Below are 22,818 nucleotides of genomic sequence, written 5' to 3' on the forward strand. Positions count from 1 at the left end.
CAGATTATCACCGTGATTAACTTATACAAAAATGCAGATTATCCAATTGAAACATTAAAGGTTTGGCTCAAAGATATTTTGAGTAAATCGAACGATCCTGAATGGTCCGAAAACTTCATTAATAATAGAAGCCTGAGTTTAAAAACTGGCTTTAAAAAGGATTATTTAAAGCCATAATAAAAAAGCGCACATTCATTTGAATGGGCGCTTTTTTATGATGTGAGCTTCGCTGAATTCAGTGAATAAAATTTTAGTAAACACCACTCTCAAGACGTTTTTGCATCACTTTTTTCACGGTCGCACGTGGAAAGCTAAACCAAAGTGCAATCAAAATGAGGCAGACTAAACTATAAGCCCAAAGACCAAATGCCACATAAGCTATGCGAACCAGTTCAATCACGAAGAAGAACGTAAACATCATCAGAACCGAAACGGCTGCAGCAACCGTCCCTTTGGACACTTCCGATGACATCAACGCAAAGCGGTATAACACTGAAAAACTAATGCCTTCACCGAAGCTCACCAAAGTCATCCCCACAATCAGTAACGGCAAGAAATAGCTTTGGAAAATCGTGCCGAGCACTACCAACAGCGTACCGATGAACATCAAGGGCAAACCGAGTAACACGGTTTTACCCAGTGCCATTTTGTCGATGACTTTAATCAGTACAATGTTGCCCAGAATGAGACCGCCCAAGACGGAGAACTGTGCCAAGCCGTATTGCATACTGCTCAAGCCAAGTTCTTCCACCAAGATCACGGGTGACAGTGCTATCCACAGCATCAACGGCATCGCGACCATGGGTAGGCCAAAGGTGAGCGCCAAAAAGGTCTTATTTTTATAGACCGTCTTATAGTCATCCCAAATATAGCGCAGCGGCTTTTTAGAATGACGCTGTTGTGTCGCAGGCATTTTGGCTTTTAAACCAAACCAACTTAAAAAAGCCAAAAAGGCAATGCCAATAAAGCCCCAATGCCATGACACATGGTCAATCATAAACGCCCCGACCACAGGACCAAGTAACGGTGCTAGCAAAGAAATATTCGCCATGAGAGCCATGACTTTAATGGCATCACGCTCTTCAAAACTTTCCTGTACTGCGGCATAACCCACCGCAGAAATCATCGACAGCCCCACACCTTGTAAAAAGCGGAGTGCCAAAAAAGACTCAATATTTTGAGTGAGTAAAATTGCAAGGCAGGTCAGCACAAAAAATGCTACACCTGCGAGCAACACCTTTTTACGGCCTAAACGGTCTGAGAGTGGCCCAAGCAACCATGCGACACAAGCACCGCCCAGTAAGTAAAAAGACATAGACGACGGTGCCCATGCACTGCTGACCCCAAAATCTTGGGTAATGGCGAGCATGGCAGGTTGGACTAAATCATTACCGATATAGACCGAAAATTCGAATAAAACCAATGCCAAAGGAAACATCAATGTGGCACGGCTTAACTTTAAAGTTTGTACGTTTTGCATTGTTATCTACATATAAAATGCGTACAAGCCTGAGCAAAGTCAGTTAGAGGGAGAGACGACTAAGCCCAATGGCAAGCACTGAGAAATTTATTAAATTACGTTTTTTTGAATGCGCTGAGATTTCGCGGCTTAATACACCGTATTCACAAGGTGTCTAAGATAGATCAAACGATTTCAGTTGTGAGATTTTTATAACTCAAACTAATTACACCCACTAATTTGAGTGGGTGTAGTTTAGCAGTTTATAGAAACCTTTGCACGAATAAACACACAAAAGTTCATTAAATTGGTATAATACAATAAAATCAATCACCTAGCAAAAAACACGACTATGGCATGGAAACAAACAGGGCAACTCTCCCTAGCAGACAGTCTCATTAACGCTCACAAAGCCATCGAAGAATTAGATGAACTACACAACCTAATTGACTGGCAAACTATCGAGCAAACCTTACGCCACGTTCATAGCAGTGAGCGTGGGGAATCTGCCTTTCACCCTGTCATCATGTTTAAAGTATTACTCTTACAAAAACTCTATAACCTATCGGATCCAGCCATGGAAAAACAACTGGCACGAGACTTACTATTTCGTCGCTTTGTTGGCCTATCATTAACGGATGATGTACCCGACCATAGCACCATTTGGCGATACCACAAACACCTAGGTGAGCTTAGACTGATTGAACCATTGTTCAACCAAATCAATGAGCAACTAGCCCAACAAAACATTTTTATCAAAGCGGGCAGTGTCAGCATCATCGATGCCAGTATCGTTGAAGCTAAAAACAAACGACCTAAGAAAGGCAAACACACCGACAATACCCAAGATAACGAAGCCGCCTATGTCAGTAAAAAAGACAGTACAGGTAAAGTAAAAACCACCTACGGCTTTAAAATTCATCTCAACTGTGATGAAGACAGCTTTGTCAAAAAGGTTGAAACTACCCCTGCCAATGTCCATGATTCCCAATGTTTTACCACGCTGTTAACAGATGATGAATCAGCCGTGTATGCTGACAGTGCGTATAAAAGCCAAGCCCATGATGACTACCTTGCCGAGCATGAACCACCGATAAAAAATCATATTCATGATAGAGCATGGCGCAATACACCCTTAACCGAACAGCAAAAACGCAATAATACCCAAAAGAGCCAAACTAGAAACACCGTTGAGCGGGTCTTTGGACATTTTAAACTGCATTATGGGATGAGCAAAGCTCGTCATTTAGGGTTAATGCAATTTCATACCAGCACTTTGCTTGCAAGCATGGTGCATAATTTAAAAACTGCCCTAAGCTTGAAACGAAAATACGGACTCGCCTAGGGTTATTGTGTCTGTTGGTTAGTAAGCTCAGCCAATAGACACAAATTTAACAACCATTTGGAGATTTTATCCATGATTTAGCCATTGTTTTGCTTATTTCATTGCCATTCTTTGTTTTTTTTCGGTTTGGTGGTATGCCTCGAGCAAAGGGGCTGTTTCGTGCAAAGGTCTCTTATAATTTGAAACGACCTCATTCGAGTCTAGACAAAATGACACCAAATGAGTTTTACTATGATCAGCTACCCCAACAAAACAAGGTGGCTTAACTAGAGCGGAATATCACTTATAAATACGCTTTTAGTTGTTCAAACAAGTGGGACCACCTCTATATATCTCGATAGGTATAGTAGAGTGATATCTCGATAGGTATAGTGTTTTGCAGTTTAGAGGAGATATCGCGATGCATACGCGGAAGGCAATAACGGAGGCGCTTCAAAAACTCGGAGTCCAAACCGGTGACCTCTTGATGGTGCATGCCTCACTTAAAGCGATTGGTCCGGTCGAAGGAGGAGCGGAGACGGTCGTTGCCGCGTTACGCTCCGCGGTTGGGCCGACTGGCACTGTGATGGGATACGCGTCGTGGGACCGATCACCCTACGAGGAGACTCTGAATGGCGCTCGGCTGGATGACGAAGCCCGCCGTACCTGGCTGCCGTTCGATCCCGCAACAGCCGGGACTTACCGTGGGTTCGGCCTGCTGAATCAATTTCTGGTTCAAGCCCCCGGCGCGCGGCGCAGCGCGCACCCCGATGCATCGATGGTCGCGGTTGGTCCGCTGGCTGAAACGCTGACGGAGCCTCACGAACTCGGTCACGCCTTGGGGGAAGGATCGCCCGTCGAGCGGTTCGTTCGCCTTGGCGGGAAGGCCCTGCTGTTGGGTGCGCCGCTAAACTCCGTTACCGCATTGCACTACGCCGAGGCGGTTGCCGATATCCCCAACAAACGGTGGGTGACGTATGAGATGCCGATGCTTGGAAGAGACGGTGAAGTCGCCTGGAAAACGGCATCGGATTACGATTCAAACGGCATTCTCGATTGCTTTGCTATCGAAGGAAAGCCGGATGCGGTTGAAACTATAGCAAATGCTTACGTGAAGCTCGGTCGCCATCGAGAAGGTGTCGTGGGCTTTGCTCAGTGCTACCTGTTCGACGCGCAGGACATCGTGACGTTCGGCGTCACCTATCTTGAGAAGCATTTCGGAACCACTCCGATCGTGCCTCCGCACGAGGCCGTCGAGCGCTCTTGCGAGCCTTCAGGTTAGAGGCCGTCGACAATGATAATCTGGATCAACGGACCTTTCGGCGCCGGAAAGACGACGCTCGCTAAGCGGCTGCGCGATCGGCGTTCCAAATCGCTGATCTTTGACCCCGAGGAAATCGGGTTCGTGGTGAAAGAAACGGTCCCCATGCCAGCGAGCGGAGACTATCAGGATCTCCCCTTGTGGAGGGGACTTACGATCGCGGCGGTCAGGGAGATTCGAAGGAATTACTCGCAGGACATCATCATCCCAATGACGCTCGTGCACCCGGACTATCTGACTGAGATACTCGACGGGGTAAGGCGGATCGACGATCAGCTGCTGCACATCTTTCTGACGCTCAACGAGGACCTATTGCGTCACCGGATCGCGAACCAGACCATGCATCCTGACCCGAATCGAAATGCGGAGATTCGAGAGTGGCGATTAGCGAATGTCGCCCGATGCTTGGCCGCAAGGGAACGGCTTCCATGCACAACCCGTGTTCTCGATAGTGGTGCACACACCAGCGATGAACTCGCAGCGATGGTGCTCGACGGAATCGATGGGCGCACCTGATCGCCTTCGACGCCTGCGCAAAGCGTAGCGCGAGGGTGGCGGGCTCACGACCAAACGCCCAGAGGTCGATCATCGCAGGGATGTTTGGCTTTGTGGTGCGGACGACGGGACTCGAACCCGTACTCTCACAGAGAAGCAGATTTTCGTACCACCTCGACTTTCGCCGCCGTCTGATGACGTTCGTGGTCTGGACTGTCCCTTCGCCATTGCCCGAAGGCTTTAGGCGCCGCCCGTCCAGTCTCTACACCTTCCCCCGAAGGGGCTTGGCTCGGGATTGGCTTAGGGTATTGCCCGTTAGCGTTCCCCGACTTTGAGCGGTTCTACTCCGCGGATTTCCCCGCGGGCACTCCAATTTTAAAGTCTGCTGCGTCTACCGATTTCGCCACGTCCGCCTTTTTTCGCCGTTCCTAGCGCTCGTGCGATGCACCTATGTTGCACCTAGCGCCGAATCGTTCTTCGTCATCCTGAAAAACCACGTCTCCTAAAGCCTTGCATAGCTTATCTTTTCTCCACCACGAACTTTTTTGTGGGATGGTAGAAAAAAAGACTTTTTAAGTCCGCTGGCTTGCCAGGCCTTGTTAGCTTGTACGGTCATGGTTATCGGGTAAAGAATATTGACGGCATCGCTGGTGTCGGTGGCTGAAAAGCCGGCTCCCATCAGGGCAATAGCCATTTCAGATGCAGGCGTACAGGGCAATGGTCAACAGCTACAGCCTGTCTGACGATTCCGGCGTCATGGCTGCGGCGGCTATCACGCATTTTTTGTTCGGTCAGGCGGTGTTTTCGTACCTCAATGGTTGGAGCGTGTTGATCGGACCTGGTACAGGTTTGGACAGCACGGGCTGCAAATACGCAAGGGATTTAATGGGCCTGGTGGCGTTCACGGCTTTTATCGTGACGTTTCTGTTCAGGGGCTACTCATAATCTCGTGGCTCGGCGGTTCCCGGCACACCATGACAGTAAGGAAGGACCCTGTGTCTCAACTCTCCCAGCTTCGAAGCCCCGCCGCCGTGCAGGCTGCCATCGATGAGTTCGTGCAACTGGGCCGCACGAAATTCCTGGCGCGCCACGGCTACGGCAAGTCCCGCGACTTCCTGGTACGTGATCCGAAGACCGGCACCGATTGCGATTCCAAGGCCATCGCCGGTGTGGCCTTCGGCAAGCAATTTCCCGAGCAGGGCCCGCTCACTGCTGACAGCTTCTCCGGTGGCGAGGCGACCGTCGTTCCGGCGCTGACGCGGCTCGGGTTTCGCATCATTCGCATCGGCGAAGACTGGTCCGAAGAAGAGGTCCTGGCCACGGTCGAAGACTATTTCGACATGCTGCGTGCCGAGGCGGCTGGGGAGCCGTACAACAAGTCCGAGCACAACCAGGCACTGCGCCAACTGCTGAACGGTCGCAGCAAGTCTTCAGTCGAGCTCAAGCACCAGAACATTAGCGCCGTACTCGATGCCCTGGGCCTGCCCTATATCAACGGCTACAAGCCACGCGGCAACAGCCAACTGCTGCTGCGTAAATCCGTACACGCCTACGTTCTGGAACATCAGCAGACGGTCGGCGCTCTTGTCGATGCCCTGGAGGAGGTAAAACTTCCGGGTGACAAAACCTACCGAGCGGCTTTGGTAGAACCACCCGCCCGTGAAGTGCTTGTGCGTACCCCGGCATCTCTACGGCAACGCCTACCGCGAAAGTTCGATTATGCCGCTCGCGATGAAGCCAACCGCAAGCTGGGCCGGGCAGGGGAGCAGTGGGTGATTGGCTACGAACAGCAACGCCTGACCGAGCTCGGCCACCCAGAGCTTTTTCAGCGGCTGGATTGGGTGTCCGACACCCAGGGAGACGGTGCGGGGTTCGACATCCTGTCGTTCGAAGAGGACGCCCATGAGCGCTTCATCGAGGTGAAAACCACCAATGGCGGGGTAGGCTCGTCTTTCTTGGTCAGCCACAACGAACTCGAATTCTCCAAGGAGGCGGGCGATCAATTCCATCTGTATCGCGTGTTCCAGTTTCGGGACGGTCCGCGCCTGTTCACGCTACCCGGCGACCTCAGCCAACATGTGCATCTCAAGCCGACGGACTACCGGGCGAGTTTCCGGAGTTTGGTGGGGTAAAGGCAGGGTTCTGTTGAGCCGAATGGCTGTGTGCGGCCGATTCTGTTGAAAAAGTAGCGGCCTCCCCATGCCGTTGGCAAAATTGCTTTGTCAGCGAGCGTGGGGGCGAACAGCATGATGGGACAGTTACCGGGAGGACAGCAGCGCCTGTTCTACTCGTTCAATCTGGAAGATCACGTCCCGGCCCAACATCTCCTGCGCAGCATCGACCAGTGCTTGGATCTCAGTGATCTACGTGCCTACCTGGCAGATTTCTATAGCCCCATCGGGCGTCCCTCGATTGACCCGGAGTTGATGGTGCGCATGCTGGTCGTCGGCTACTTGCTATGGCATTCGTTCCGAGCGGCGATTGTGCGAAGAGGTGCACCTGAACCTGGCCTATCGCTGGTTCTGCCGGTTGGGTCTGGAAGACGAAGTCCCCAATCACTCGACCTTCTCGAAGAATCGCCATGGGCGTTTTCGTGACAGCGATCTATTCCGCTGGTTATTCAATGAGGTGCTGCGGCGCTGCATGGCAGCCGGCCTAGTCAAGGGTGAAGGTTTCGCCGTCGACGCCAGCATCATTAAGGCGGATGCCAGCCGGCAACGTGGGGTGGCGGGAGATGAGGTCGATTGGAACGATCCAAAGCTCAGCAGCCGCGCAGTGCGCGAGTACCTCGAAGCCCTTGATGAAGAGGCGCTGGCTGAGGCTCTTCCCAAGAAAATTTCGCTCACTGATCCTCAGTCCCGTTGGACAGCAGCGCCAGGTGGCCCGGCCTTTTTTGCCTACTCCACGAATTACCTGATCGACACTGAGCACGGTGTGATCATGGACGTGGAAGCTACCCCGGCGCACCGTACCGCCGAAGTCGATTCGACTAGGACGATGGTCGAGCGTGTCGAGGCGCAGTTCGATCTCACACCGGAACGCCTTATCGGCGATACCGCTTATGGCACCGCCCCGATGCTGGCCTGGATGGTCGAAGAAAAGGACATCGAACCGCATGTGCCGGTGTGGGACAAGACCGAGCGCAAGGACGACAGCCTCTCCAGTAACGACTTTCACTGGAGTCAGGACGCCAATGAATATCGCTGCCCAGCCGGCAAACCGCTACGCAGTGAATGGCGCGCCTTCACCCAGCAAAGGTCGCGGGTAACTAAGGCCAAAACCGTCATTTACCGCTCCAGCCAAACCGACTGCGCCACCTGCCCGTTGAAAGCGAAATGCTGCCCCAACACGCCGAATCGGAAGATCGTCCGCAGCATCCATGAGGCTGCCCGCGACGTGGCTCGACGCATCGCCAAGACACCGGAGTACCTCGTCTCTCGCTGCGAACGAAAGAAGGTGGAGATGCTTTTCGCCCACCTCAAACGGATCATGAAACTCGACCGTTTACGACTGCGTGGCCTAACGGGTGCCACTGACGAATTCACCTTGGCTGCGATGGTGCAGAACCTGCGCCGCATGGCCAAGCTTTTGCCTCAAGGGCCACCGCTGACGGGATAGGTATGCCTGCTACGAGCAGAAACCCTCAAATTAACCCTTAAACCTGAGCAAGGACGCTCAGTGAAACGCCGGAAGGCAACTTGAAGTGGCTTGCAGCCACTTCGACAGCAGGCACACCTGATCGGCAGGCTGCCGCTAAAGCTACTTTTTCAACAGAATCGGCCGATTTGTGCCGGTCGTCAAGGACCGCTTCGGATCACTCTCAACCGGATCGCGGGCCAGCTGATTTGCTAAAACCCGCGCCAAACTCAACGAAGGATTTCGCATGATCCGTTTTTTTTGGCGATCACGCTCGGCCTGATGGTTGGCTGCTCGTCGAGTTCAAGTTCGATCTGATCAGTGAGCGGTAGCGCAAGTGGATCGCCTCAGCCAAGCAGCGTTGTTGCCGGCGGCCGGAAGAAAGCCTTGAACTAGTAGCGGAAAGGATGAAACTTTATTTTTACGATTCTCAGCATTTTCCAAGGTTGAGCGAAAATTAGGATGATACTTTAATGATTCCGGCCTCCATCCCCACAAAACGCTTGCAGATGGCAGAATTGAAATAAGTCATTGTTTTAAATGGATTTTTACAGGAATTGCTACGTTGCAGGGTCCTGTAGTTAGGATGACACTTTATTTTCCTCCCACAATCAAAGCATCCATCCATGCATTTGTGAAATCAGAACCCATTGAACGCATTGAGTTTGAAAAAAACTTGCTGAACTTAGGTATCGTGAACAATTATGAAAAATATATAGACTACAATAATTTGCTGTTTCACGTTTTGTTTAGCAAATGGATTAACAGTCCAGTTGACTTTGGATATTTTGTCGATCAAAACTTTTACGGTGCCAGCTAAGCTCACTCAAAACATCTACGGTGTAATACACCGTAAAAAGAATTGCACCTGGTACTTGCCACTAAAAAATGACAGTGAATGACATTTTGAGAGAAAAAAATTGTGGGGTAGTGCCTTTTCTACTCCTTTGAGAATTTTAATTCTGTTAAATCCGATACAAAATAAATAGGGTAGTAGCTCATTGTTCCGTCACGCGACACATAAGTTGTCATTGGTGAGATTCTCGAACATTTTACAAAGCCAAAAAATTGATAGGATTTTTTAAATACAAAACTTTATTGTATAAAAAAATCATAAAGCAAATATTTAGCTTAGGATTTAAATTAGTTCTTTACATCAAAACCATCGAAATTATAGTAATGGTCCATTAGACTCACAACACGGTATAAACCTAACTGTTGATCATAAATACCACCAATATATTCTAGACGACCTTTCTGGTTAATACTTTCTGGTGGCTTAATGTATTTACATGATGCACCATTACGCATAATCATTTCCTGAACAATTTCTAAATACTTTGCCTGTATATCTTCAATGTAGGCTTTCTCAACCTGAATTTCCTTTGTTTTCTCACCAGACTCCATTTTTTTGTATATGCGAGTAATCTTAGCCTTTACTTGATCAATCGCTGACGATAATCCACCAAAGTACTTTCCACTGTTGTTTTCAAACGCTGATAGTAACTGATCATGCATAAAGACTATGGCTTGAAATTGTATAACAGGCTTATACATGTTCTTTTTCGAGAAGTTCCAATTTATCCCTCCTGTCAAATCTATTTTGGCGGTAAATTCACCGGCCCCTGTTGATAGATATATAATACCTTTATTACAATCTGTTTCACTCAAATACAACGTAAATTCTTTGAAGTTTGAACATGAGTTTGTTGGAATATTTGGCATATTTTTCCTACCACTTAAATATGGATACAAAACTTAATTTTTGCACAATGATTTTAACTATTTGTCTTTAATTAACGAACTTGGTTTTGATTAATTTCTTTTAAAAATGCTCGTGTAGCTTTTTTAAGGCCATCACTCGGTACCTTGTTACGGTATCCGTAATTTTGAAAAACCATATATTTTTGATCGACCATCTCTAAACCAAGTGTCGCCTGTTCTTCTAGATCGTTGTCTTGTTGAACATGGAATACGAGCACTGAACCCTCTTCTACTGAGTGTTTAAAGTTGTGATATACACAATGGCTCATTTTACTTCCCTCGATGTAGAGGTCATAAAAATTCAGGATCTCAGTAAAACGGTACCCGTTGTGCTCAACTGGTTCGGGTAAGACTCTTGCTGGCCAGTTGCGATCGATTAATTTTTGTTTTTTGTTTTCTATCTGCAGTCTATTTTTTTCATCTAACCATTTTTGAATACGGATCTTCATGCCTTGGATGCTTGACCGCTTATCAAACTGGTGAGCTCTAACCTGTTGCATGTAATCAAAGATTATATCTATATCTGAAGAAAGCTGGTTTGATTCTGACTGCTTCCCGATATAGGCGTTACGTGCCTTTGTGTCTTTGTTGATATACATATGCTTATAGAAAGCATGGTAAATGGTCTTAATGTTATGTTTGCACAACTGCCAGTTATTGCCACGCAACACATGGCGAAGAGTCCTGTTTAGCAAGCGATTTATAAAACGACTATTCGGTTTTTTTACACCTAGCTCCAGATGTAGTCCACTCAAATAAAGTAGGATCTCAACGCTTTGATGTTCTCTGAAACGGTATATATGTTCATCATAGGTGCCGTTTGGCTTACCATCCATCAAGGCATTTTCTCTGCCGTACTCAAGATCAGTTCTGATTGTTCCAAAAAAATGAGCCGTGATTGAGGTACCAATGTTTTTAAACCGGTTAAATGATTTTCTCGGTATTTTGAACAGATAATTCATACAACCATCAATATTCAAAAATACGCCGTCATTTAAAAGTTCGGCTGTGATTCTTTTCTCGCGGTCCAGCGGATCTAGGTAGACATATAGCGCGGTAAAATCTGGATTGTTTATGATGTACCTTTCAGCTGCAGCACAATCTAGACTTCTCTTTGCCAAGAAATCTACGATTTTGAGTGTTTGCAGATGCCGTGCTGTATAGTAGCCAACCTTAAAACCTGTCTTTACAATATGTGTGAAGTCGATCCCACTGGTTCTTTTAAACCATTCAACTATGACGTAATTTGAGTATGAGTGGTTTTTGTATAAGCCTCTTATGTAAGACATATACAGTATTTCCACAAGCGTAAGCTCTTTGCTCGTGAAGTTAAAACCTTTCTCGATTCTCTTTACATGAAGAAAGTCGGTGGCTACCTTGACAAAGATTTCTCCAAATGAGGTGTAATGACCGTAGCTGAAATAATTAATTCGGTAGATTGGGTTGTGGCGACCGCTTGAGGGCTTAACACGTACCCATTCTTTTTCGCTTCGGTCGTAACACCAAAACTCGTACCCTAAACAACAACGTTTATTCACGACATAGCGGTAGGTGTTGCAGATCGTAAGCATATTCTCAGTGGCGTTAACTTCCCAAGGTTTAAACGCAATAAGCTCTGTTATTGCTTCCCTGTAAAGTCGTGTTGCTTTGGGATTATTGAATAAGATCCGTTCTTTTTTTGAGGTCTTGGTGATTGCATTCATTTCGTCCACGACCTCACTAATGCTTTTAGCCAATCATCCATCAAATCAACTAAAATTGCCCGTTCTCTGCCTGTTGGATATGCGCTTAACTTCATATTCCAACTATTTGCCGACTCTTCTGTGCCGTGCACCAAAAACCCATTTTGTTGATCATTTTCAGCCAGCTTATCCGTCACCCAACATTCAAACAGTCTGGCAAAGATTTCTGTTGGCTGTGACCAATACATTGACCGTGATTGATCTAGGTGCATGGCGTTATTCATAAAGCCCGTACCGCCTTGTCTTTCTTCGTAATCAAGGTATTTGGTTGACTTAAAAGTAAGATAATTAACCAGCTTGATAAACTTATCTGCAGTCTGGCCATCTTTAAGATGTTTGTATGCTGACTCTTGATGATTCTGTACTGAGTAACGCCCTTTACTGGTGTAAAGAAAGTATTCGCTAAAAAAGTTATTATTGAGTCCGTTTCGTTTTGCCAAAACACAATCAAATCCGTGCGCGAACTCATGGGCTAGTGCTCCAACACCTTGCGTCTTGGTCAAATGAATAAGCATATTACCTGGTTCAAAGTGAGCAGCTGCGCTATCAACGCCTGTGCCACGCGAACCGAATGCTATTCCTAGCTTACCGCCTAAAGATGCGAACGTAACGGGTAGACCTAGAAGTTCGACAAGATCCATTAGTGAGTCATACGTGCAATTCAGAAACCATGCACGTTCCTTTTGATTTACCCAATTACCGAACTCGACTCCAGAAAATTTGAAATAGTCCATAAGCAACTGGCTATCGATGTTTTCACCCTTTCGATGGTCCTTACCCTCGCGTACTTCAACTCTGTCGTAGCGCGGTCTTTTTGGGGGTTTTGCGCGTCCTTTTTTGGGTTCTATGACTCGTTCATCTAAAATTGGCTGAAAAAATGTTTTTACTTTTTCTAGTGCTGCATTGAATGTGTCGTATTCTGTCCAATCATCTAGTGTTTGAAAGCGCTTTGCTGAAATGGATTTAACGGCATACCACTTATATTGACCAGTCTCAGTGTTTAATAACTTTTTGGCACCATAATTATCTGCATCAAGTACACGATCGTCTGGCCATCCTAAAGGGATTAGATTATTTAAGCGTAACTGTGTGTCTGAACTAAATGATAGTGGGTGTTTAACTCTGCGATTGGTATGTCGTCCAGCTGAGTAGCGTTCTAAAATATCTTTTTCACTTCGTCCAGCACCAAACTTAACGCTCATGTACGCATTAAAGTCGTCTGTCAGTTGTTCTAAACGTTCGTAGTGTGAGCTTTCATATTTGTTTTTTAAGAAGTGTAGTGTAGCAATGTAGGCATCATCCCATTGCTTTTGATCTATGCAAAACCAACCACCCCCTAAAGGCTTGTTGGTTAAGTTTGCATAGACCAAAGAAAATAATAGTGCATGTTTTACAGGTTTGTGGCCAGATTGGGCATCAGCTCTAAAATCAGGCTTTTGCCAATATTCCTTTTTAGTCACTAGGCTGTCAGACTTAATTCCATTCATGTTGCCTGAAAAGTCTGGTGATGGGTTGTCTTTACGTGCACCAGCAAACTTTTTACCTACATCCGTAATAGGACCATCTTTTTTTTCATTACTATTTATTTCTTCAGTCATAGCTAAACCACTTAATTGTTAGTTGCGTATATCGTCCAAGATCTCTGACAGATCAAACAGATTAATATCTTTGAGTTTCGCTTCAGCATTGATGCGCTCAAGTAATTTCATAAAACCAACAAAAATAATGTGTGGTATTGGTCTATTGTTGATATGCACGGGTGTTGACCAAGTGCGTACACGCGTTTCGCATATTTCAAGCCCTTGTTCTTCAAAAAGCTTGATCAATGTCGGGATGTCTTTGTCTAGTTGAGTAAGGGCTAATAACGACCGAAATACATCATTTAAGCTAATAGAGTGGTGATGATGGTTCGGATTGTGCTGTTTTCTATTGTCGCCCTGTTGTTGATTAAAGTAATGATGGTTTTCGCGGTTTTGAGATGGTCTGTTTAAATATTTCATTTGTTATTAAGCTCCAAAAAGATAGCTGTAAATCAGGTACAAAATAAAAGTTATTGTTAATCCCGACACCAATAGAGAATTGATCGGGTAATTTTCTAAGTTAAAAGGTTTTCTGTGATAGCTCACTCCCCAATCTGAAACAGATCCTCGCTCTACGGCACTGTAAAAGTTAGTTTGTGAGGCGTTTAAACGGTTGTTGTCTACTGATATGAATTCCAGTTTGCACAGCAATTCGTCACTCAGGTAGTTAAAGAAAGTCGTTGGTGCACCATTTGATAGGATGTGTATATAACCGACCTGTTTTTGGGTATAACCCATTCGCTCATACGCTTTTTGAAATTCGTGCGTTAAAGTCGCACTAAACTTATCCCCCTTATTTTTGCCAATCAGTTCAATTGGTGGCTCAGCTCCAGCCTGAATAAGCTTGGTGAATTTAGGACTACCACAACCCCAATTTTGAGAGATCCAAACACCGCGTTTTGTGTCGTGAATCAAACCATCAACAATGACCACGGCTGCATCACCGATGTCGCCGTTTTCTTTTTCTGTAAATTCGGTGTTATCAACGTCTTTTCTGAATTCTTCAGGCATTGGCCTTAAAACTTCTAAAAGATTGGTACTGTCACTTTGTACATGACCAGTAGCCAAAATCATCGACTCAATTTTTTTTAGGGCATGTTCAGGTACTATCAGTACTGAATGTACACGCTGGTCATACGCATCAGATTGAATGTCTTGAGCTTCGGTATTCTTTTCAATAGTGCTTAATTCCATATTATTTCTCTGCCTGAGCTTTCTGGTATTCAACTGCAGTCTTCATTGAATATTCGGTATCATCTTCGTGCTCTGTACCAACCATGCTTTGCTGACCTTGGTATATACCTTTAACAGCATTGACGAATGCGTTATGCGCCGTAGCGTTGTAATACGTTAAGTTTCCAGCACTGGTCGAATCATTGAATGTCAAAGTATTAGGAACATGCCAAACTGCTGAATAAGCCTTGCCATCGATAACAACAATAGGTTCAAACTCGACCGCTTCACGGTGCTTGGTTTCATTCCATGGTGTATAGAAAACAGTATTGTTTTTGAGGTTGTAGACCTTGAATACGATCTGGCCAAGATTCCGCATTTTGGCCTCTTTGTTGTATGCCTCTAAAACCTTGTCTTTTTGGAAGTCTGTAATTTCAAGCTCAGGGTTCTTCGTAATCACCAGTGTTTCATCAGACGTTTTAATCTCAGATGGAACGTAGATTTTTGAACCTTTAGGGAAACGTCCTGATTTCTCCAATGCGGATCTAAACTTGTTATTTGCAGCCAAGAAGTTGCCAAACTCACTACTGAAGTAGCTGTAAAAATTTGATGCACTGGTGAACATGCCAAACTGATTCACCCGAACAATCTGCTCAGATACAGTGGATGCCAAACTTGCATATGGTTTGCCCGACACATCAATTTCGCGCCATTTGTAGTTACGTACACCTACTTCTTTGTCGCATGCATCATTAAACATAGATGTAGAAACAATATCGCCGTCCAAGCGCTTCACATAAGCAACCGGGTAACTGCGGATAGGTGCCATACGAACAGCTTTGTTTGAATTGGTGTAAAAGCCAGATGACGAAATGATATTTTGTTCAGATGATTTAATTTGATAACTTCGTAATGTATTTAGCTGTCGATCAAAGCTATCAATTTCAGATTCATATAAAACATCACCCTCAACAGATGTCGCGATTGAATAAGGGGCATACATCACATCGCCCTGAACTTTATCCATGATCTGCTCAGCTTCAATACGATATAACGGCTGTGAGAACATGCCATTTGATGCCAAAGCTGGTAGATCTCCCCCTACACCAAAATTACACGCTACTTTGTGGTTGGTGGTAGAAAGGCTTGATTGAGGTAATTTGTAGTTAGATGGATTGTAAGTGGTAACACGTTCATCATATTTGCGAACTTGTTCCTCAACTTTCTTTTCAATGGGATCTATTTGTTCTTCTTGAGATGCAGTATCAGTATTTGAAGGCTTTAACTTATCACAACCAAATAGTAAAACTGACAATATCGCTATGGTAAGGGTTTTCTTATTCACTACTTAATGACCTAACTTAAAACTACTAATACCCCACATTATAATTAAAAATAAGTTTTAATGAAGTGGTATTTAATAGTTTAAGGACTTTTAAGCGAAAAACCCAATATCATTAATTAGTTTTAACGAACATTCTTTTAATGCAACTTCATAACCGCCGTTAATATTAAATGTAAAAGCAAATGGTAGCATTTTATCAATCGCAAATATCTTCTCTAATAAGTCGTTGTTTTCTGCAGATGGCTTATCCTTTAAGGCATATTGCATGGAAAACTTAGCATTTATACCCGTGCTTTTATATACAGCATTTATTTGTTCTTTAAGGCTTTTTTCCACTTCTTGCACTGTATTGAAAATAAAATTCTGATTAACAGTGAATTTATCAGTTTTCAAAGATCCAAAGGTCCACGCCAGACTCTCCGAAACCACATACCCTAGAACAGTCTGCAATTCTTCATCTTCAAATTTGTGATAATGAACGTATGATTTAGTTTTACCGTTAAAATATAAAATAGAAATGGAGAACAACACCTCTTTGTGAGCATATTTAAAAGGTACTTCCACAAGACTATAAAAGTTTAAGAGCTCAACGTTAGAGGCTTTAGACATATTTTTTAAAAAAATTTTTAAAGACATTGAAGTGATTATACTAAAAATATCAAAGAAATGTTAAAGGGTTTAAAATGGATACAGTTGTTCTAAAAAATAGTTTAATTGCTAGTTTAGTTTTTGTATGTGTGTTCCTGGTGTTCCAAAACATCGACCATAGAGTTTCTGAACGTATACAGCTTGAGTCAACCAGTGCAGCATTCGAGTCGCTTGATAAAGACTTTTCTGCGATCAATAGAAATGTGGATACTGAATTCAATAAGCTGCCTAAGTACGTGAAGCCCAGCAAAGAACAATCAATCAATGATGCATTGGAATTCATTAAATTCTCGAAACAGACCTTTACTGACACAATGGCCCAAAATAAAGAACTTTTAGCAGAAGTTAAGGGTTTTGAGAAAAAGGCAAATGATGTTTTAGAAAAATAATAGTTATTTTAAAAAGAAAAATGGGAAGCTATAAGCCTCCCATTCTTTTAATGTCGTAAGAAACATTTAAATTTTGTTCTTAAAAGTATTATAGTAAAACTAATAATTTATGCAAATACTTTTAACAGAAATAGCTAAAAGGTCTTTAACACTTAACGAATCCGAATAACTTAGACAATGTGAATAAATTGTTAAAGTAGTCGAGTGTATATGTAAAACATTGGTATACCCATTAGAGATATGCGAATTATTATATATGTAAAACCTAACATACTTTTTAGTCGTATCTTGCGTAAAACTTACCAGATAATCTTTTGTGTTTTCATTTATGTTATCTTCGTATTGCTCTGTTATGCTCAGGATCTCTTTGCTGTTCAGCCAATAACTGCCTGTTTTATCTTGTTTAATCTGTTCCAAAATCAAATTATTTAATGACTGGTACTCTTTCGTTATTGCTTTGGCATATCGTTTTGATGACTGATGTTCTTTCCAGTCAATTTTTGCTTTCTTAAACAATTTGAAGGCTGTAACCGCACACAATATAGCTGAGATGGTACATAATATTATTCTACTACTATCACCTATAATGCCAATAATTCCTAAATGCACATCTTTTGAAAATAAACCGTTCAAAGATAGGTATACGCCAAAGATACAAAAACTTAACGCAAAAACCACAACTAAGATTAAAGTTGCTCTAATTAAAAGCTCATTAAAAGTAATTTTTCTTAAGCTTTTGGTATAAAGCTTAATCTTATCTTTTTCAGATTTTAACATTTTAGCCAAGAACTTATGTTCTCTTTTTCCTCTGCTAAAAGGTGGTGTTACAGCATCTTTAAAAGTCATGTATAATCTAAAGTATTTTAACGTTCCATTAAATATACACTACACCTGAGCCTATTTAAAATGAAACATTATAGAATTATCGCTATTTTAATACCTTTAATATTTTCAGGTTGTGCAGCAAGCCACTCAGACAAAGAGCTTGTTGACTCTTATTACAATGACCAACAAAAAACAATAGAAAGCGATGTAGATCAACTCGTTAACTCCTACTCCGCTAAAGTCGTTACTCAGTACTACCCTGAACCATACTTCAATCCAACCAAGCCAATACCGCATTATTACGCTTTAATGCTTGATGAAATTGGTATCCCTTACCCAAAAGAGCTTGTATACGACAATGCCGACTATAATTTTTATAAAGAGCAAGCTAAGTTTAATGCAAACAATACTGACGTAATTGAAACAGATCACCACGATCACTAAAACTTTTTTATTGTAGGTGTATTAAACTATTGGTTATTGATAATTTAAGGTCATGAACTTTCGTAAGGGAATGGCTTTTTGTTTTCATTATTGACCTCTAAGGTGTAGGCAAGAAACAGAACTTTTGTTGAGGGGCGTTTCTTGCCGAAACCTTTCTTAATCCCTTAGATGATAAGCACCTGGATTCGTTTTCAATTCTTTATCTAACATTATTAGCTTATTTAACATATCTTGGTTTGTCGTCTTGGGAATGATCCAACCGCCAAAACTAATATTGTTTAATTTGATGTTAGGTAGTGGATCTTGTCTATTTTGTTCCAGTAACCAAAGATAGTTTTCACTACAAACAAATAAGACTTTTAATTCCTGATCAATGCGCCGTAAATCACAATATCTGAATAGGTTTACGTTACCTGGTGCTTCAGCATTGATAATTGGTTTTTTTCTTGTTTTTTCACCATGTAACTTAAAGTATTTAACACAACTTTCAATGTCACTTTTTAAATTGATTGGTGCAGTTTCTATTGGTGCTTCTGATAATTGTTCTTCAGCATATTCAAAATAGATCCAACATACCTCTTGGTCTTTTAGCTTTTCAAAAAGCCAATCTGGAACGTCATGCAATTTTTGTTTTAGTACAAATGGTTTTCCTACATTCGTAATCTTGACGCTTCTTTTCTTGTACGTGTCCAGCTCCCCGATCTGCTTCACGCCACTTTTATATAAATAACGGTTTTTGAGAACAACATTACTCTTTTTTACCTCTTTTTCAGGTTTAGGATCAGTACTGGATTTTTCAGGCTCAACATTCAAACAAAAGTAATCTATTCCTTTGGTGAACAATTGAAACTTCCCCTCCTTTTCAATTAAGGCAAAATTCCCTCTGATTTCAGCACCTACTATATCTTTAGATATTAGAAATCGATCATCAACGGTTTGTTCATTTAAGAGCAGTAAAGCCGATTTAAAATCTACTTTGTGTTCTGGTATTACAACATAACCGTGGTCAAACAACTTTTTGCTCACTCGGATAACTGTGTAAATATCCATAACCAGCTCCTTTTATTATTTCCTGTAATTTTGGTTGATGTAGTCTTGGATCTCTACAATTCGTTTTTCTGAAGTAGGATGCGTTGATAAGAAATCAATTTTAGTGCCCTGTTTTTCTTGGGCTACTACTTTATTCCAAAAGCTGATTGCGCCCTGTGGGTTGTAACCAGCACGAACCATAATATCAACACCTAGAAGATCCGCTTCACTTTCAAGTTTGCGCGAACCAGGTAAGTTAACCCCATAATCGCCTAGTAAGCTTGTGCCAGATACAACCATGTCACCTAGACCAGCCGAACTAGCTGCAAGCACACCTAAACCAGTTAAAAGCTTTTTACTTACCTTTTCACGCCCATGATCACGTAAAGCATGTGCAATTTCGTGGCCGATCAGTGCAGCCAATTCATCATCAGTTGCATTAATTTTTGTGATAGAACCAGTCAACACACCGATCTTGCCTCCAGATAGACAAAACGCGTTGATTTCATTATCTCGGATTGTATTAACTTCCCAATTCCAATTTGCTGCGTCAGCTCGATAATGTGGAACTTGTGCGATAAGACGTTTTGCTACTCTATTTACTTGAGCGTTATTCACAATCAATCCACGCTGTTTAGCAGTCGTGATGATGTTGTTGTAAGACTGAGTACTTTGCTGAAGATATTCTTTTTCAGAATACAACATGATTTGTTTGCGTTTAGAACCCATTCCATCAATAGTACTAGATACGCAACCAGTTAAAAGAGATCCGGCAACAGCCAAAACACACAAAGATTTCATCTTAAAATCAAACATTTTGTTTTCCTTTATTTTTAAAAACATTTAACAAGTTAAAACTGCGCTTATTAAGCTTGTTTTTATCTTCCAAATCAGTAATGCATTTAAACTCTTTTAAGATGTTTTTGTAATGCTCTTTTTGTTCATTTTCTGACTTATTAAAGCCTTTCAAAGCTAACTGTTCAATAGTTTTAGGGCTGAATAATTTCAGAAGAACTATATTTAATATTAAAGTACCAGCCAGTAAGCCCAACGCATAAAGCTGAACAACTGAAGTACTGTATTTAGGTTCCATCGGACCAAGTGAACCAAAGCATATAAAGCTAAATACAGATAAAGTAACTGCAGCTATAAAACTAGATACCGTAACTTTAATCTTGAACTTATATCGTGCAATTAAAGCGACCATTAAAAAACCAAAAAGTATGGTACCAATTGCCGTAGCCATTATGACTAAAAAGAGTCCAGGGTTTGTGTTTGATGGATCTAACATTTCCATAGAATATCCTTAAATAAAACCCTTGCTTTCTAATAGGGTGAAACGATCTTTAAACAGTACAAAGAATGTTTTTTTAACGCTTTCGTACTGGTGTTTGATAAGGTCTAAAGCACTATCATATGCACCTAGTTTCACGTAATTAACAAAATTGGCATGATCAAAACCTTTAAGTTTGTGACGTTTAATAAAGTCCTTAAAGTCTTGCTCTTTTTCTTTAAATTGATTCTCAAATTCAAAGAAAAGTTTGCCTAATTTCATGCTGTATAGTTTTAAATTGACAATAAATTCGACTAAAGGTGTTTCATTTCCTCTAATCGTAACCAGCATGTCTTTATCTTTTGTGATTTCGAGCGATGGTAAAAAATTAGAAAAATTAACCAGTAGATCACTTAATAAAACTTGTTTATTAAAGTATGTGACCAAAACAGGTGCGCTATCTGGCACATACGCTTTGATACGTTCAAATTTACTTAAAGCTTCTGGAGAAGCATGACCACTAAGGGCTAATTTCACTAACATATAATTCACTCGACATCTAATTCATTTTTTAAAACCAATTTGTATTTTGGATGAACCCCAAGTCTAAGTTGAAGTAATGTCCACGCTTGCTTTGTTATTAACTTTTCGCCACTTTCAAACTTTGACCACTGTATATTGTTGTACAAGCCTATGTGACTAGACATTTTGGTTTTACTTAAACCACTCCAGACTCTTAGTTGTTTTCCTAAGACTGGTATTGGCACCAGCATTAAACCATTGTCCTCTTGTTCCTTTAAAATCTTTAAAGCTGCCTTTTTACCTACTAATTGACCGCCATCTTCACATATATAAGTAATACGAGCTGTATATTGTTCAGTGTTTAAGCATTCTTCTAACAATGCTAGAACTTCATCCTGAGGACTCGTTAAACCCTCTCCAATCGTATCGCCTGTATCAGTTTTAATCACGCGTTATACCTTTTAAGATAGATATTGTTATAGTATATACGAAAAACATTTAAAAGATTTTTTTAAAAAAACAAAATGTTCATTTTTTGTATTTTAGCTAAAACCGCTTATAATATGATTATTGGTATTAACCAAAGTTTAAAACATATTGAAAGGTGTTTAAAATGACTAACTCTAAAACTATCGCTAAAACCAAAGAGAACCGCTTAAACCAAAATGGCAGTTTAAGCAAAACCGACCAACGCAAGCTTAAACCTATTTCTTTTTGCTTATTAGATACAGAACAAGTGACAATGCTGGAGAAAATTGAAAAGTTTCAATATGGCAATTTCTTTAAAAACATTATTGCTTCTATGACTGATGAAGAAGTTGAACAGATCGCGAATAGCAACAAGAAAAGCGATCCAATCATTCCTCAAAAATTACTAGATCTAAACATCACAAAAGGTTTCTTATCTTGTCGTTCAATTGCAAAGGTGCTTTTTAAACACAATAAAGTTGAATCTATGCTGCATGAGCTACGTAACTTTATCTCTGACGAATTCATTTTAAAGTTAGCTGAAGACCGCAACTTAACACTATCTATAAGCGACTCAGAAGTCGATTCTAATACTTCTTCAGGTATGTTTGATGATCGCTATGCGATGGCTGATACTGGCTATAAGAGCCGTACAACACCTGTTTTCAATCAGCAAAATATTGAATCTATAAAATCCATTGTTCGTGAACATGAGAAGCTTCCAAAACATGTCGAATTAGACAATGATTTCATTGAACAGTTTATGAATGACAATCCTGAAGTATTCGCAAAATTATAAAAACACAAACAAAAAAACCATCTAATTTTTAGATGGTTTTTTTATGTCTTAATTATTTCTAGAATCAGCTATAAAGCTTCGCTGGCTCGTCTGCAACTGGTATCACTGGCTGTACTTCTTGCATAAGAATTTTAGTCACTTCATCCAGTGGTGCAATATTGGAAGGTAAAAACTCTATTGCTTCAGGAAATTGTGATTTAAGGTAAGCATCTATGGCTTTGTGAATAGCTCGGTACCATTCTCGCGATTCGCTCTCTAAATTAAACATGCTTGAAATTGAAGCTTCTAGATCCGCAATATATTTACTTGGTAGTAAAGCTTTACGCTCCATATAAGCTTGATGTGCCATAGCAAGCCAGATAAAGCGATTTAATTCCTTACTACTTCCCTCTACTCTATTACCTTTAAAGTTCAACGTTCTAAATTTGCAAATGTGAAAATGTTGCTCACTAAAATATTTAAAGAAATCTTCATACTCAATTACAGAAATGGATTTTTGTAGCACCAATGGTATATCTAATGCGAGATCCACTTCGACTTTACGTGTACCAATGCCATTTTTAATAACAAATTTCATATTCA

Annotated in this window: 25 protein-coding genes and 1 pseudogene; 10 read left to right on the forward strand and 16 right to left on the reverse strand. The window is 42.1% G+C overall.

Going from position 1 to position 22,818, the window contains the following annotated elements:
* Window positions 1-250: 250 nt before the first annotated feature.
* On the reverse strand, window positions 251-1,480 hold the full coding sequence (locus FTT84_RS01930; protein ID WP_180058975.1) for an MFS transporter: 1,230 nt from the start codon (window positions 1,478-1,480) through the stop codon (window positions 251-253).
* Between the two features lie 331 nt (window positions 1,481-1,811).
* Between FTT84_RS01930 and FTT84_RS01935 the strand changes: the two genes are divergently transcribed.
* The 3 genes from FTT84_RS01935 to FTT84_RS01945 all read left to right on the forward strand — a co-directional run bounded on the left by FTT84_RS01935 (window position 1,812) and on the right by FTT84_RS01945 (window position 4,620).
* Window positions 1,812-2,804 (forward strand): IS5-like element ISAba23 family transposase, encoded by a 993-nt coding sequence (locus FTT84_RS01935; protein WP_005028482.1) that lies wholly within the window; start codon window positions 1,812-1,814, stop codon window positions 2,802-2,804.
* A 400-nt stretch (window positions 2,805-3,204) separates the two neighbouring features.
* The gene (aac(3)-IId, locus tag FTT84_RS01940) at window positions 3,205-4,065 is read left to right on the forward strand and encodes an aminoglycoside N-acetyltransferase AAC(3)-IId (protein ID WP_000557454.1); all 861 of its coding nucleotides are present in this window, start codon (window positions 3,205-3,207) and stop codon (window positions 4,063-4,065) included.
* Window positions 4,066-4,077: 12 nt separating this feature from the next.
* Entirely contained in the window at window positions 4,078-4,620 is a 543-nt protein-coding gene (locus tag FTT84_RS01945; RefSeq protein ID WP_000587837.1) for an AAA family ATPase, read from the forward strand.
* Between the two features lie 481 nt (window positions 4,621-5,101).
* On the opposite strand, the gene FTT84_RS01950 is transcribed toward FTT84_RS01945, so the two are convergent.
* Window positions 5,102-5,293, reverse strand: coding sequence for a hypothetical protein (locus tag FTT84_RS01950; RefSeq protein ID WP_000951934.1), 192 nt, complete (start codon window positions 5,291-5,293; stop codon window positions 5,102-5,104).
* 23 nt (window positions 5,294-5,316) lie between these two features.
* Here FTT84_RS01950 and FTT84_RS01955 point away from each other — a divergent pair, with 23 nt between their 5' ends.
* The 4 genes and pseudogenes from FTT84_RS01955 to FTT84_RS01970 all read left to right on the forward strand — a co-directional run bounded on the left by FTT84_RS01955 (window position 5,317) and on the right by FTT84_RS01970 (window position 9,055).
* Window positions 5,317-5,544: a hypothetical protein gene (locus tag FTT84_RS01955; RefSeq protein ID WP_000248278.1), complete on the forward strand. Its 228-nt coding sequence runs from the start codon at window positions 5,317-5,319 to the stop codon at window positions 5,542-5,544.
* Window positions 5,545-5,594: 50 nt separating this feature from the next.
* Window positions 5,595-6,731: a DUF3883 domain-containing protein gene (locus FTT84_RS01960; protein WP_000080860.1), complete on the forward strand. Its 1,137-nt coding sequence runs from the start codon at window positions 5,595-5,597 to the stop codon at window positions 6,729-6,731.
* 114 nt (window positions 6,732-6,845) lie between these two features.
* A pseudogene (locus FTT84_RS01965) lies at window positions 6,846-8,217 on the forward strand (IS1182-like element ISCfr1 family transposase).
* A 604-nt stretch (window positions 8,218-8,821) separates the two neighbouring features.
* On the forward strand, window positions 8,822-9,055 hold the full coding sequence (locus FTT84_RS01970) for a hypothetical protein (RefSeq protein WP_038350024.1): 234 nt from the start codon (window positions 8,822-8,824) through the stop codon (window positions 9,053-9,055).
* A 323-nt stretch (window positions 9,056-9,378) separates the two neighbouring features.
* On the opposite strand, the gene FTT84_RS01975 is transcribed toward FTT84_RS01970, so the two are convergent.
* The 7 genes from FTT84_RS01975 to FTT84_RS02005 form a co-directional block, all read right to left on the reverse strand.
* A complete protein-coding gene (locus tag FTT84_RS01975) occupies window positions 9,379-9,960 on the reverse strand; it encodes a hypothetical protein (RefSeq protein WP_180079768.1) in 582 nt (193 codons plus the stop codon).
* A gap of 71 nt (window positions 9,961-10,031) precedes the next feature.
* Window positions 10,032-11,702 (reverse strand): PcfJ domain-containing protein, encoded by a 1,671-nt coding sequence (locus FTT84_RS01980; protein WP_180079766.1) that lies wholly within the window; start codon window positions 11,700-11,702, stop codon window positions 10,032-10,034.
* On the reverse strand, window positions 11,699-13,339 hold the full coding sequence (locus FTT84_RS01985) for an LPD1 domain-containing protein (protein WP_180079764.1): 1,641 nt from the start codon (window positions 13,337-13,339) through the stop codon (window positions 11,699-11,701). The genes FTT84_RS01980 and FTT84_RS01985 overlap by 4 nt, the downstream gene beginning before the upstream one ends.
* Before the next feature lie 18 nt (window positions 13,340-13,357).
* Window positions 13,358-13,741, reverse strand: coding sequence for a hypothetical protein (locus FTT84_RS01990; protein WP_042892771.1), 384 nt, complete (start codon window positions 13,739-13,741; stop codon window positions 13,358-13,360).
* A gap of 6 nt (window positions 13,742-13,747) precedes the next feature.
* Window positions 13,748-14,515: a hypothetical protein gene (locus FTT84_RS01995; protein ID WP_078389378.1), complete on the reverse strand. Its 768-nt coding sequence runs from the start codon at window positions 14,513-14,515 to the stop codon at window positions 13,748-13,750.
* 1 nt (window position 14,516) lies between these two features.
* On the reverse strand, window positions 14,517-15,839 hold the full coding sequence (locus FTT84_RS02000) for a hypothetical protein (RefSeq protein ID WP_044432033.1): 1,323 nt from the start codon (window positions 15,837-15,839) through the stop codon (window positions 14,517-14,519).
* 90 nt (window positions 15,840-15,929) lie between these two features.
* The gene (locus tag FTT84_RS02005) at window positions 15,930-16,475 is read right to left on the reverse strand and encodes a hypothetical protein (RefSeq protein WP_257223346.1); all 546 of its coding nucleotides are present in this window, start codon (window positions 16,473-16,475) and stop codon (window positions 15,930-15,932) included.
* 47 nt (window positions 16,476-16,522) lie between these two features.
* Here FTT84_RS02005 and FTT84_RS02010 point away from each other — a divergent pair, with 47 nt between their 5' ends.
* Complete coding sequence (locus FTT84_RS02010; RefSeq protein WP_044432035.1) at window positions 16,523-16,876, forward strand: hypothetical protein; 354 nt, start codon at window positions 16,523-16,525, stop codon at window positions 16,874-16,876.
* A gap of 99 nt (window positions 16,877-16,975) precedes the next feature.
* Here FTT84_RS02010 and FTT84_RS02015 read toward each other — a convergent pair whose 3' ends face one another.
* Window positions 16,976-17,722 carry a hypothetical protein gene (locus tag FTT84_RS02015; protein ID WP_044432037.1) on the reverse strand — a complete coding sequence of 249 codons (747 nt, stop codon included), beginning with the start codon at window positions 17,720-17,722 and terminating at the stop codon, window positions 16,976-16,978.
* 60 nt (window positions 17,723-17,782) lie between these two features.
* Between FTT84_RS02015 and FTT84_RS02020 the strand changes: the two genes are divergently transcribed.
* Window positions 17,783-18,145 carry a hypothetical protein gene (locus tag FTT84_RS02020; RefSeq protein WP_044432039.1) on the forward strand — a complete coding sequence of 121 codons (363 nt, stop codon included), beginning with the start codon at window positions 17,783-17,785 and terminating at the stop codon, window positions 18,143-18,145.
* 156 nt (window positions 18,146-18,301) lie between these two features.
* On the opposite strand, the gene FTT84_RS02025 is transcribed toward FTT84_RS02020, so the two are convergent.
* Genes FTT84_RS02025 through FTT84_RS02045 form a run of 5 tightly spaced genes read right to left on the reverse strand, consistent with a single transcriptional unit; the run spans window position 18,302 to window position 21,418 of the window.
* Window positions 18,302-19,195, reverse strand: a complete 894-nt coding sequence (locus FTT84_RS02025) for a hypothetical protein (protein WP_044432041.1) — start codon at window positions 19,193-19,195, stop codon at window positions 18,302-18,304.
* A gap of 15 nt (window positions 19,196-19,210) precedes the next feature.
* The gene (locus FTT84_RS02030; RefSeq protein ID WP_257223345.1) at window positions 19,211-19,975 is read right to left on the reverse strand and encodes a M48 family metallopeptidase; all 765 of its coding nucleotides are present in this window, start codon (window positions 19,973-19,975) and stop codon (window positions 19,211-19,213) included.
* Between the two features lie 7 nt (window positions 19,976-19,982).
* Window positions 19,983-20,471 carry a hypothetical protein gene (locus tag FTT84_RS02035; protein ID WP_044432045.1) on the reverse strand — a complete coding sequence of 163 codons (489 nt, stop codon included), beginning with the start codon at window positions 20,469-20,471 and terminating at the stop codon, window positions 19,983-19,985.
* 9 nt (window positions 20,472-20,480) lie between these two features.
* The gene (locus FTT84_RS02040; RefSeq protein ID WP_044432047.1) at window positions 20,481-20,990 is read right to left on the reverse strand and encodes a hypothetical protein; all 510 of its coding nucleotides are present in this window, start codon (window positions 20,988-20,990) and stop codon (window positions 20,481-20,483) included.
* Between the two features lie 5 nt (window positions 20,991-20,995).
* Window positions 20,996-21,418, reverse strand: a complete 423-nt coding sequence (locus FTT84_RS02045; protein WP_180079762.1) for a hypothetical protein — start codon at window positions 21,416-21,418, stop codon at window positions 20,996-20,998.
* Window positions 21,419-21,582: 164 nt separating this feature from the next.
* On the opposite strand from FTT84_RS02045, the gene FTT84_RS02050 reads away from it, so the two are divergent.
* Window positions 21,583-22,236, forward strand: coding sequence for a hypothetical protein (locus FTT84_RS02050; RefSeq protein WP_180079760.1), 654 nt, complete (start codon window positions 21,583-21,585; stop codon window positions 22,234-22,236).
* 64 nt (window positions 22,237-22,300) lie between these two features.
* Here the strand turns inward: FTT84_RS02050 and FTT84_RS02055 are convergent, their stop codons facing one another.
* On the reverse strand, window positions 22,301-22,813 hold the full coding sequence (locus tag FTT84_RS02055; protein ID WP_046127689.1) for a hypothetical protein: 513 nt from the start codon (window positions 22,811-22,813) through the stop codon (window positions 22,301-22,303).
* Between the last annotated feature and the right edge of the window lie 5 nt (window positions 22,814-22,818).

The organism is Acinetobacter sp. YH01019, from assembly GCF_013420285.1.
In the GTDB taxonomy this organism is placed as follows: Bacteria; Pseudomonadota; Gammaproteobacteria; order Pseudomonadales; family Moraxellaceae; genus Acinetobacter; species Acinetobacter gandensis.

Excerpts from the sequence above, each read along its gene's own strand:
- FTT84_RS01950 (WP_000951934.1), bottom strand. The coding sequence starts at position 5,293 with ATGGCTATTGCCCTGATGGGAGCCGGCTTTTCAGCCACCGACACCAGC.
- FTT84_RS01995 (WP_078389378.1), bottom strand. The coding sequence starts at position 14,515 with ATGGAATTAAGCACTATTGAAAAGAATACCGAAGCTCAAGACATTCAA.
- FTT84_RS02035 (WP_044432045.1), bottom strand. The coding sequence starts at position 20,471 with ATGGAAATGTTAGATCCATCAAACACAAACCCTGGACTCTTTTTAGTC.
- FTT84_RS02055 (WP_046127689.1), bottom strand. The coding sequence starts at position 22,813 with ATGAAATTTGTTATTAAAAATGGCATTGGTACACGTAAAGTCGAAGTG.
- FTT84_RS02010 (WP_044432035.1), top strand. The coding sequence starts at position 16,523 with ATGGATACAGTTGTTCTAAAAAATAGTTTAATTGCTAGTTTAGTTTTT.
- FTT84_RS02050 (WP_180079760.1), top strand. The coding sequence starts at position 21,583 with ATGACTAACTCTAAAACTATCGCTAAAACCAAAGAGAACCGCTTAAAC.
- FTT84_RS01930 (WP_180058975.1), bottom strand. The coding sequence starts at position 1,480 with ATGCAAAACGTACAAACTTTAAAGTTAAGCCGTGCCACATTGATGTTT.
- FTT84_RS01935 (WP_005028482.1), top strand. The coding sequence starts at position 1,812 with ATGGCATGGAAACAAACAGGGCAACTCTCCCTAGCAGACAGTCTCATT.
- FTT84_RS02015 (WP_044432037.1), bottom strand. The coding sequence starts at position 17,722 with ATGACTTTTAAAGATGCTGTAACACCACCTTTTAGCAGAGGAAAAAGA.
- FTT84_RS02005 (WP_257223346.1), bottom strand. The coding sequence starts at position 16,475 with ATGTCTTTAAAAATTTTTTTAAAAAATATGTCTAAAGCCTCTAACGTT.
- FTT84_RS01970 (WP_038350024.1), top strand. The coding sequence starts at position 8,822 with ATGACACTTTATTTTCCTCCCACAATCAAAGCATCCATCCATGCATTT.
- FTT84_RS02040 (WP_044432047.1), bottom strand. The coding sequence starts at position 20,990 with ATGTTAGTGAAATTAGCCCTTAGTGGTCATGCTTCTCCAGAAGCTTTA.
- FTT84_RS01975 (WP_180079768.1), bottom strand. The coding sequence starts at position 9,960 with ATGCCAAATATTCCAACAAACTCATGTTCAAACTTCAAAGAATTTACG.
- FTT84_RS01980 (WP_180079766.1), bottom strand. The coding sequence starts at position 11,702 with ATGAATGCAATCACCAAGACCTCAAAAAAAGAACGGATCTTATTCAAT.
- FTT84_RS02025 (WP_044432041.1), bottom strand. The coding sequence starts at position 19,195 with ATGGATATTTACACAGTTATCCGAGTGAGCAAAAAGTTGTTTGACCAC.
- FTT84_RS01985 (WP_180079764.1), bottom strand. The coding sequence starts at position 13,339 with ATGACTGAAGAAATAAATAGTAATGAAAAAAAAGATGGTCCTATTACG.
- FTT84_RS01945 (WP_000587837.1), top strand. The coding sequence starts at position 4,078 with ATGATAATCTGGATCAACGGACCTTTCGGCGCCGGAAAGACGACGCTC.
- FTT84_RS01955 (WP_000248278.1), top strand. The coding sequence starts at position 5,317 with ATGGTCAACAGCTACAGCCTGTCTGACGATTCCGGCGTCATGGCTGCG.
- FTT84_RS02020 (WP_044432039.1), top strand. The coding sequence starts at position 17,783 with ATGAAACATTATAGAATTATCGCTATTTTAATACCTTTAATATTTTCA.
- FTT84_RS01990 (WP_042892771.1), bottom strand. The coding sequence starts at position 13,741 with ATGAAATATTTAAACAGACCATCTCAAAACCGCGAAAACCATCATTAC.
- FTT84_RS02030 (WP_257223345.1), bottom strand. The coding sequence starts at position 19,975 with ATGAAATCTTTGTGTGTTTTGGCTGTTGCCGGATCTCTTTTAACTGGT.